This is a genomic window from Kitasatospora sp. NPDC004799 (genome assembly GCF_040609095.1).
Taxonomy (GTDB): domain Bacteria; phylum Actinomycetota; class Actinomycetes; order Streptomycetales; family Streptomycetaceae; genus Kitasatospora.
On the sequence record NZ_JBEXJK010000330.1, the window covers coordinates 1 to 9,353 of the forward strand.

Consider the following 9,353-nt stretch of genomic DNA (forward strand, 5'->3'; position numbering starts at 1 on the left):
GTCGGCGGCCGGCGGCGGCCCCCGCACCGCCCCGGCCGCGCGGCGCCGCTCCAGCTCGCGCAGCACCGGCAGGCAGAGCGCGGCGCCCGCGAGCGCGGGCAGCACGAGCAGCGGGGTCAGCCGCAGCCCGCCCGTCCCGACCACGGCGGCGACCAGCAGCGGGGCGGCCGCGAAGCCCAGGTTGCCGCCCAGCGAGAACCAGGCCATCCCCCGGTGGGTGCCCGTTCCGCCCCGCCCGCCCCGCACCCGCTGGGCCGCCAGCCGGGCCACCCGGGCCGACTCCGGGTGGTAGGCCGCCACGCCGACCCCGGACAGCGCCACGCAGGCCAGCGTCAGCCCGTACGAGCCGCTCACCCCGCTGAGCGCGATGCCCGCGCCGCCCAGCAGGGTGCCGACCGGCAGCAGCCAGGGCAGCGGCCGGCGGTCGGTGAGCGCCCCGAACAGCGGCTGCGCCACCGAGGAGAGCAGCGAGGCGGCCAGCACCACCCCGGACACGGCGGCGTAGCCGTAGTGGCGCTCGGCCACCAGGAACGGCACCAGCGCCGCCACCGCGCCCTGGTGGACGTCCACGCAGGAGTGCCCGACGGAGAGCAGCAGGATCGGCCTGAGGTCGGAGGTTCGCTTCGGCATGCCGCCCATGCTCGGGCCCGCAGCCGCTGTCGGACTTCCGATAACCTGCCAGGCCATGCCGAACATCCGCCACGCTCCCGTCGCCCCGACCAGGGCCCAGCGGCTGCCCTCCGGCGGCGCCATCGACGCGCACCGGCACGACGACCACCAGATCGCCTACGCCGCCCGCGGCGTGCTGGGCATCACCACCGACGCCGGGTCGTGGGTCGCCTCCGGCAACCGCGCGCTGTGGATCCCGGCCGGCACCGTCCACGCCCACCACGCCCACGGCGACCTCGAACTCCACCTGGTCGGCCTGCCCGCGGCCGACGACCCGCTCGGCCTCGACCGCCCGACCGTCCTCGCCGTCGGGCCGCTGCTGCGCGAACTGATCGTCGCGTACACCCGTGCGCCCCGGCTGGACGGCCCCGAACGCGCCCGGCTGCGCGCCGTCCTGCTCGACCAGCTGCGCGCCTCCCCGCAGGCCCCGCTCCACCTGCCCACCCCCACCGCGCCCCTGCTGCGGGCGCTGTGCGCGCTGCTGGAGGCCGACCCGGCCGACGGCCGCACACTGGCCGAACTCGGCCGCGCCGTCGGCGCCAGCGACCGCACCCTCTCCCGGCTGTTCCGCGCCGACCTCGGCCTGACCTTCCCCCAGTGGCGCACCCAACTGCGCCTGCACCGCGCCCTGGTGCTGCTCGCCGAGGGCCTGCCGGTCACCACCGTGGCGCACCGCTGCGGCTGGGCCTCGGCCAGCGCCTTCATCGACGTGTTCCGCCGCACCTTCGGGCACACCCCGGGCGGGCGCGCGCCGCGCTGAACTCCGGTGCCCGTACGGTGTTGTCCGTACGGTGTCGTCCGTACGGTGTTGTCGGTGGGACGTGGGAGGCTGGGGGCATGTGCGGCCGTTTCGTCTCCACCACCACGCCCCAGGACCTCGTCTCACTGCTCGGAGAGCTCCGGTGGGACCCGGCCGAAGCCTTCGCGCCGAGCTGGAACGTCGCCCCGACCGACCCGGTCCCGGCCGTCCTGGAACGCGTCGACCGGGACACCGGCGAGGTGCTGCGCCAACTGCGGCCGCTGCGCTGGGGCCTGGTGCCGTCCTGGTCCAAGGACCCGTCCGGCGGCGCCCGCATGATCAACGCCCGCTCGGAGACCGTCGACACCAAGCCGGCCTTCCGCAAGGCCTTCACCGCCCGCCGCTGCGTGATCCCCGCCGACGGCTACTTCGAGTGGCGCGAGGTCCCGGCCGCCGCCGACCGCAAGAAGTACAAGCAGCCGTACTTCCTCAGCACCGGCGGCGTGATGCTGATGGCCGGCCTGTACGAGTTCTGGCGCGACCGCACCCTCCCCGAGGACGACCCGCTCGCCTGGCTCGCCACCACCACCGTCATCACCACCGACGCCACCGACTCGGCCGGCCGCGTCCACGACCGGATGCCCCTCACCATCGCCCCCGACGACCTCGCCACCTGGCTCTCCCCCGCCCACACCGACCGCGCCGAGCTCCACCACCTGCTGCGCCGCCCCGCCGACGGCGACCTGCGCGTGCGCGCCGTCCCCACCACCGTCAACAGCGTCCGCAACAACGGCCCGCAGCTGCTCGCCGACGCCCCCGACCCGCTGGGGCTCGCGGACTGACCGGCCGCCGGTCCGACCGCGGGGACCGGTGAGCCGGTCGTGGTGGACGGCGCCGGCACGCTCCGCTCCGCACGGCTGACGGTGCGTGCACGCCCTCCAGGTGGGACGGGGACGGGGGTTTTCGCGCGGGCGCAGGTGTGCTGTCCTGGAAGGACCAGGCAGGAGAGCAGCATGCGTACCGTCACCGTGGAGAAGCAACCGCTGCGCCCCGGGGTGCTGATGCCCGCCAGGGACCTGGCCGTGGCCTGGGGCCTGATCGTCGTCATCGCGGCGCTGGCCTGGGTGTTCACGGTCGGGCAGGCCCGGGACATGGGGAACGGCCCCGGCACCATGGGCATGGCGCTGCCCCTGTTCCTGGTGCTGTGGCTGGCGATGATGGCGGCGATGATGCTGCCGTCGGTGGCGCCCGTCGCGGTGACCTGGGCGCGCGGCATCGGGCGGCAGTCGAGCGGCGCCGAACGGGCGGTGCGCACCGCGGAGTTCCTGGGCGGCTACCTGCTGGTGTGGACGGCCTTCGGACTGCTGGCGTACGGCGGCCTGGCGCTCACCGGCGACCTGGTGGAACGCGATCCGGAGGCCGGGAAGTGGATCGGCGCGGCGGCCTTCGCGCTGGCCGGGCTGTACCAGTTGGGCCCGCTGAAGTACGTGTGCCTGCGGCACTGCCGCAGTCCGATGGCCCAGCTGATGCGCTACGCCTCCTTCCGCCCTCCGGGGCGTGACCTGCGGGTCGGCCTGCACCACGGCGGGTACTGCCTGGGCTGCTGCTGGGCACTGATGGTGGTGCTGGTGCCGCTCGGAGTGATGAACGTGGCGGCGATGGCGGGGATCGCGGTGGTGGTCTTCCTGGAGAAGCTGTGGCGCCGCGGGCCGCTGCTGGCGCGGGTGGCCGGGGTGACGTTCCTGGTCCTGGCGGTGCTGGCGCCGTTCCAGAGCTGGCTGCTGCCCGGGCTGACGCCGAGCGGCATGATGTAGCCCCGCACGGAGGCGGGGCCGCCGAAGCGGAGGAGGCCCGGACGGACCTCCTCCGCGGTGTCGCGGGGCCGCTCACCGCCCCTTGGGCGCGCCCGGCTCCGGGTCGCTGCTGTAGACGAAGTCGGCCTTCTCGCCGTAGGACGGCTCGAAGGTCAGGCCGAAGGCCTCGGAGGTGCCGCTGGTCCGGCCGATCCCGTACTCGGCGGAGAGGCCGAACATCGCGTTCCTGACGGTGGTCGGAGTGCCGTCGGCGCCGAGCAGCGGCTCGTACGTCACCCGGCTGTGCCCGGCCACCTCCAGGCTCGGGGCGTCGCCGTCGGTGAGTGACACCTCGCCACGCTCCGTGCCCAGGAACTCGCCGATGAACTGCGCGAGTTCGCCGAACGTGCCGCCCTCCGCACCGGAGAGGATCCGGCCGAGCGCGTCGGCCTGCGCGTCGCTGGCGCCGTTGTCGATGACCACGCCGACCTTCCAGTCCCCGGCGGTCAGGTGGGAGGGGAACAGGTTGTAGAAGGCGAAGTCGACGCCGGCGAGGTCGGTGTCGTTCAGGTGGCCCTCGGCGATGTGGAACACCGTCGCGCCGCGGCACTCGGTGCCGCCCTTCGGATCCCTCGGCTGGGCGTCGACGCTGCAGCCGCAGACCACGGCGCAGGAACAGCTCTGCAGGTAGTTGCCGGAAATGCTGTACGTCATGGGGCTCCTCCGCTCACTCGTGACCCCGTCGTCCGGTCCTTCCGGGCGGCGTCGGAACTGACGGTGACGGGTGGTGAGCGGGAGGTGTTCATGGCCGGCTCCGCTCCGCGGGATCGTCGAGGAGCGCCGTACCTCTACGTTAACCGCGCCCGGTCGGGTCCGTCAGCACGTCCCGGGGATCCCGTCCCGCCCGTCACGGACCCCCGCGTGCGGCATTGACGGGGAGCGCCCCGAAACCCCTATCTTGGAATGGACGTTCCAGGATCCAGGGGAGGAAGACCCGATGAGTGTCAACGCCGAACTGCGAGCGTTCTTCGACAGCCGCCAGGCGCAGATCCCGGCGGACGTCCGCGCCGTCATGCAGCGTGCGAACCGGGAGTTGGCCGCGTCGGGGAAGGCGCGGAGCGCCCTGGCCGAGGGGGTCCGGGCCCCGTCCTTCACCCTGCCCTCGGCCACCGGACGGTCCGTCGCCCTCGACGAACTCCTCGCCGACGGCCCGGTGGTGCTGACCTTCTACCGCGGCGCCTGGTGCCCGTACTGCAACATCGCCCTGCGGTCCCTGCGGCAGCACCACGAGGCCGTCACCGCCCGCGGTGCCCGCCTGGTCGCCGTCTCCCCGCAGGTGCCCGACGAGTCGCTGACCTTCGCGGAGAAGAACGAGCTGGCCTTCGACGTGCTGAGCGACATCGGCTGCGACACCGCCGAGCGGTACGGCCTCGCCTTCGACCTGCCGGAGGACCTCGCGGCCGTCTACGAGCGCATCGGCATCGACCTCCACCGGGTCAACGCCGGCCACGCCCGCACCCTGCCCGTCCCCGCGACCTACGTCATCGACCGGGACGGCGTGATCCGCTGGGCCTTCGTCGACACCGACTACACCCGCCGCGCCGAACCGGCCGAGATCCTCGCCGCGCTCGACGGCCTCTCCTGACGGGACGCCGGGCACGCGGCGGCCCGCGGGCCGGTGCGGCCGGCCGCGCCGCGTCAGGTGCGCTCGAAGCCGTGGATGCGGCCGATCACCTCGAAGCCCCGGCGGCCGTACCAGCGGCGCGGCCAGTCCTCGGACTCCGCGATCAGGAAGCGGGTGCCGCAGCCCGCGGCCGCCGCGCGGCGCAGCGCGGCGGCCAGCACGGCGTCGGCGTGGCCGCGCCGGCGGTACGGCTCGGCGGTCATCAGGTCCTCGATCTGGGCGATCCCGAGGGCGGGTTCGAGGTAGAGATCGGTCCAGGCGGCCACCGCGCCGTCCGCGGCCCGGGCGCCGAGCAGCTGGACGCGTGCCGCTCCGCGCCGGTCGGTCGCGCGCCGGTCGACCAGCATCCGGACCACCTCCTCGTCGGCCGCCGGGAGCGCCGCGCGCCAGCTCGCCGCGAGGGGTGCCCGGATCGCCTCCAGGCCGACCTCCTCGACGGCGCGACCGGCCTCGGGGGCGGGGAGCGGGCCGGTGTGCCGCATCACCAGGTAGCTGCTGTGCCGGTACCCGGCCCGGCGGAAGGGCTCGGCGCACGCCTGCCCGAACTCCCCGTCCAGCACGGTCACCAGGCGGAACGGCCGCTCCCCCATCACCTCGTCCACCAGTGCGGGCAGGGCGGCCGGCTCGCCGCCGGCGCGCTCGACGAACACCTGGTTGTGCGACCACGAGCCCGCGAAACCGTCGTCGAACACCGCGAACCCGCCCGGGAGTTCGACCGTACGCTCGGCCTGCCGACGCGCGAAGCCGGCCAGGAAGGCCCGGATCCGCCGCAGTTCGTCCTCCGTCATGCCGAGCACTCTAGGGCGCGCAGCCAGGAACCGCCCTGGCCCTCGGCCCCGGTCGGGACGGTCCCGGTGCCGGGCGGCCAGCGGTGGCCGGCGTCGTGCAGGTGTTGCAGGGCACCGAGGTCGTTGTCCACCATCACCTGGGCCAGCCGGGCCGCCGCCGCGACGACGGCGGGCCACTCCGGCGAGTCCAGGTAGACCTCGTCGGGGGCCCTGGCCCCGACCGCGTCCTGAGCCGCCTGGTAGGCGACGCCGAGACGGGCCATCAGCTCGACCTCCTGTTCGGTGCGCAGGCTGTAGCCGAGCGAGGGCCGCGGGTCGTCCGCGTCGCAGAAGTCGTCGAACAGCACGTGCACGGTGTAGTCGAGGTCCTCGAACTGCGCCCGGTCGAGCCAGACCTCGCGCTGCCAGGTCGGGCTGGCCAGCGCCAGGACGGCGGGGACGACGTGGCGGCGGAAGACGGGCAGGGCGATGCCGTGATCGGTCACGGGGCGAGGGTACCGAGTGCGTGAGCGCCCGGGCGGCCCAGGGGGAGCAGGTACTGGATCGGCTCGCCGAGGTCGTCCAGGGCGAGGAGTTCGTGGGCCAGGTCGTCCTGGAGGCCGCCGAGGGGGGTGGTGCCGAGGCCGAAGGCGGCGGAGGTGAGCAGGAGGTTCTGGGCCAGATGGCCGGCCTCCAGGAGGCCGAGGCGCAGGGCGCGCAGGCCGTAGCGGCGGCGCAGGTGGGCGAGGTCGAGGTAGACGGCGAGGACGGCGGGGACCTCGTCGATGCCGATGCCGTCCGGGTCGTCGGCCGGGCGGGCGAGGTAGGAGGAGAGGGCCTTGAGGTCGTCGAGGGCGGGGGCCGGGCCGATGGGCCGCAGCGTGCGGTGCTCCGGGAGGCACTGGTAGGTGCCGGCGGGCAGGCCGTCGACGGCGAGGGCGAGCAGCCGCAGCCGGACGGTGTGCAGGCCGCCCGCGCTGGGGTACGGGCGGTGGCCGGTGTCGGGGTCGGGGGTGCAGGCGGACCAGAGCAGCCCGCCGAGGACGCCGGCGGTGAGCGGGCCGGTCAGCGGGCCCCGGGTGGAGCGGCGGGTGCGCAGGGCATCGGCGAGGGCGACGGGCGGCAGCGGGTCGGCGGGCAGCGGGAGGTCGCCGGGGCGGGGCTGCGGGGCCGGGCGGTGCGGCAGGTCGCGCAGCGCGGTGTCCTCGCCGCGGCCGATCTGGAACTTGCTGCGCTCCAGGTACTGGTGGTCCGGGGCGTGGTGGTCGGCGGGGAAGAAGGTGAACGGCTGCCCGGTCTCCAGCAGGGTGCGGGCGGCGAGGCGGCAGACCGCCCGTTCCTCGTCGGGGCCGACGCCGAGCCGGTTGAACAGCATGTGCAGCTGGGAGCCCCAGATCCAGGAGAGGCGTTCCTCGGAGTCCGGGGCCGCGGCGGCCCGCATCCGGGCGGCGGCCTCGACGACCCACGCCGCCCAGTCGGCGAGCCAGGGCGCGGCGGTTCCGGCGTCCAGCGCCGTGCGCAGCGCCCGGGCCCGGTGGGCCAGCGCCTGCCGCTGGCGGGCGAACACGGTGTTGACCCGGATGTGCACGGCGGCACCGGGCAGCGGCTGGAACTCGGTGACCCAGCGCCAGGAGGCGGCGTGGCGGCGCAGCCAGCGGGAGGCGGCGAGTTCGTCGAGGCCGAGGGCGTGCGCGGTGGTGTGGGCGAGGTCGAGGGCGAGCGGCAGCCGGTCCGCGGGGGCCGCGTCGAGGGCGCGCAGGGCGTGGACGGCGGTACGGGTGGAGCGGGTGAACACCTCCTCGGCGATCGGCAGCAGGGCCTCGCCGCCGTAGCGCTCGGTCTCCGGCTCGTACCGGACCTCGGTGACCTCGCCGTGCCGGGGCGCGAACGGGCCGTCCGGCGGGGTGCGGCGGGCGGCGAGGCGGGTGAGCTCGGCGGCCAGGGTCTCGGCTCTCCCGGCTGGACCGTTCCCCCCTGGACCGTTCCCGGCCGGCCCGCGGAAGCGGATGCGCAGGTGGGGGCCGCCCTCGCCGTAGCGGATGAAGAACCAGTCGGTGCCGGCGAGCCCGTCCATCAGCGGGGCGAGGTCCTCGGTGAGGAAGGCGTCGGCCTCGCGGGCGGGCAGCGGCAGCGCCAGGTGCAGGCTGTGCCAGCCGGCGGCTGTCAGGGCGTGGGTGGTCATCGTCGCGTCCTTCCCGGACGGCTAGGGGAACGGGTGCGGGTGGAGCGGGAGTTCGTCGTGGCGCAGCGGCGCGGGGGTGCGGCCGAGGCGGTACGGGACCTCCAGCAGGCGGGGCAGGCCGTGGGTGCGGCGGTTGGCGTGGCCGAAGGTCATCGGGAGGGTGCCGGGGACGATCACCTTGGCGCTGTGCAGGCCGAGCCGGTCGCGGACGCCGGGCTCGTCCTGGCGGACCACCAGGACCTCCAGGCCCTCCCCCGCCAGCCGGGCGACGGTCCGTTCCAGCAGGGCGGTGAGGTCGGTGACGGGTTCGGGGGCGCCGGGCCAGCGCTCCTGCCAGGGCACCGGGGGCGGGCCGGCGAACAGGAAGTCCAGCCGGGGCTGGGCCTCGGGCAGGGTGTTGAGGCCGACGTGGTCGTCCAGGCCGACGACCAGCTCGGGCCGCTCCAGCATCGGCCGCAGGCGTTGCGGGTCGCGGGCGCCGCCGGGGGCGGTGGAGCGGTGCGGCGCGTCCTGGACGTTGGTGACGACCTCGGCGACGGCGGAGCGGATCGCCGTCCGGGGGTCGTGGTGGGCTCCGGCGGCCAGGAAGGTGCGCGGGGCGTCGGGGTGGCGGCCCCGGTAGCGGCAGAGCGCGAGCACGGTGGGCACGCCGAGGTCGTTGGTGGCGTCGAGCAGGGTGAGCCGGTAGCCGAACAGCCGGGCGCGGTCGGCGAGTTCGGCGATCTCCGGGTCGTCGAGCGGGACGGCGACGGCGGGCAGCGGGGTACGGGCGTACCAGGCCATCAGGAAGGCGTCGCGCTCGGCGACCTCGAACAGGCCGTACAGCGCGGCCTCCTGGGGGCTGTTGCCCAGGCCGCAACCGTTCGAGGACTCGTAGACCACCCGGGGGCGGTCGCGTTCGGGCACCTCCCAGTAGGCGACGTGCTCGGGGACGGCGACCGGGCGGCGGTGGGTGAGCGACCAGCCGTGCACCCAGTCGAGCACCAGCTCCGGGGTGTACGGGACGGTGGCCCCGGCGGGGTGCCCCGGCCGGGCCTCGTCGGGCAGGCCGAGCCGGACCGGGTCGAGGACGGCGCCCGGGCCCGACGCGGCCGCCAGCTCCGCGTAGGAGGCCCGCAGCACGGTCCGGTGCCCGAGCGGCCGCATGCCCGCGTACCGTTCCACCGCCTCGAACAGGGCCACCCGTTCGCTGGAGCGGAAGTCCGAGGCGCGCCCGTACCCGCCGTCGTCGAGCGCCCGGCCGTCGGTCACCCAGGCGGTGGTGAGGGCGAAGGCCGAGTCCTCGGTGCGGAACAGCCGGCGCACCGGGCCGAACCGCTCGTCGTACAGCTCGGCCCGCAACTGCCCTGCTTCCGTACGGTCGTTGGGGCCGCGCAGCACGGCCGGGTCGGGCAGCAGGCGGGGGGTGGCGGGCAGCCGGGCGGCCTCGGGGGTGTCGGCGGGCAGGGGGTGGCAGACCGCGCAGCAGCAGGATGAAGACGAAGAGCAGAGCGCCGATCACGATCCTGGTCCACCAGGA

The 9,353-nt window shown here is 75.4% G+C and carries 10 protein-coding genes; 4 read left to right on the forward strand and 6 right to left on the reverse strand.

Annotated elements, in window-relative coordinates; translation table 11 throughout:
- Positions 1 to 630, reverse strand: a 630-nt coding sequence (locus tag ABZW03_RS30760; RefSeq protein WP_355265451.1) for an MFS transporter, incomplete at its 3' end; no start/stop codon positions are given.
- 55 nt (positions 631 to 685) lie between these two features.
- Here ABZW03_RS30760 and ABZW03_RS30765 point away from each other — a divergent pair.
- The 3 genes from ABZW03_RS30765 to ABZW03_RS30775 all read left to right on the forward strand — a co-directional run bounded on the left by ABZW03_RS30765 (position 686) and on the right by ABZW03_RS30775 (position 3,222).
- Positions 686 to 1,429, forward strand: coding sequence for a helix-turn-helix transcriptional regulator (locus tag ABZW03_RS30765; protein ID WP_355265454.1), 744 nt, complete (start codon positions 686 to 688; stop codon positions 1,427 to 1,429).
- A 77-nt stretch (positions 1,430 to 1,506) separates the two neighbouring features.
- Positions 1,507 to 2,250, forward strand: coding sequence for an SOS response-associated peptidase (locus ABZW03_RS30770; RefSeq protein ID WP_355265457.1), 744 nt, complete (start codon positions 1,507 to 1,509; stop codon positions 2,248 to 2,250).
- Positions 2,251 to 2,421: 171 nt separating this feature from the next.
- Positions 2,422 to 3,222, forward strand: coding sequence for a DUF2182 domain-containing protein (locus ABZW03_RS30775; RefSeq protein WP_355265459.1), 801 nt, complete (start codon positions 2,422 to 2,424; stop codon positions 3,220 to 3,222).
- A gap of 72 nt (positions 3,223 to 3,294) precedes the next feature.
- Here ABZW03_RS30775 and ABZW03_RS30780 read toward each other — a convergent pair whose 3' ends face one another.
- Entirely contained in the window at positions 3,295 to 3,915 is a 621-nt protein-coding gene (locus ABZW03_RS30780) for a DUF1326 domain-containing protein (RefSeq protein WP_355265462.1), read from the reverse strand.
- A 283-nt stretch (positions 3,916 to 4,198) separates the two neighbouring features.
- Here ABZW03_RS30780 and ABZW03_RS30785 point away from each other — a divergent pair, with 283 nt between their 5' ends.
- Positions 4,199 to 4,846, forward strand: a complete 648-nt coding sequence (locus tag ABZW03_RS30785) for a peroxiredoxin-like family protein (protein WP_355265465.1) — start codon at positions 4,199 to 4,201, stop codon at positions 4,844 to 4,846.
- A gap of 53 nt (positions 4,847 to 4,899) precedes the next feature.
- Here ABZW03_RS30785 and ABZW03_RS30790 read toward each other — a convergent pair whose 3' ends face one another.
- The 4 genes from ABZW03_RS30790 to ABZW03_RS30805 are packed head-to-tail and all read right to left on the reverse strand — an operon-like array spanning position 4,900 to position 9,175.
- Entirely contained in the window at positions 4,900 to 5,673 is a 774-nt protein-coding gene (locus ABZW03_RS30790; RefSeq protein WP_355265468.1) for a GNAT family N-acetyltransferase, read from the reverse strand.
- On the reverse strand, positions 5,670 to 6,158 hold the full coding sequence (locus ABZW03_RS30795; RefSeq protein ID WP_355265471.1) for a hypothetical protein: 489 nt from the start codon (positions 6,156 to 6,158) through the stop codon (positions 5,670 to 5,672). The genes ABZW03_RS30790 and ABZW03_RS30795 overlap by 4 nt, the downstream gene beginning before the upstream one ends.
- Positions 6,155 to 7,834, reverse strand: coding sequence for a thiopeptide-type bacteriocin biosynthesis protein (locus tag ABZW03_RS30800; RefSeq protein ID WP_355265474.1), 1,680 nt, complete (start codon positions 7,832 to 7,834; stop codon positions 6,155 to 6,157). Before ABZW03_RS30800 ends, ABZW03_RS30795 begins: the two co-directional genes overlap by 4 nt.
- A gap of 21 nt (positions 7,835 to 7,855) precedes the next feature.
- Positions 7,856 to 9,175, reverse strand: coding sequence for a YcaO-like family protein (locus tag ABZW03_RS30805; protein ID WP_355265477.1), 1,320 nt, complete (start codon positions 9,173 to 9,175; stop codon positions 7,856 to 7,858).
- Between the last annotated feature and the right edge of the window lie 178 nt (positions 9,176 to 9,353).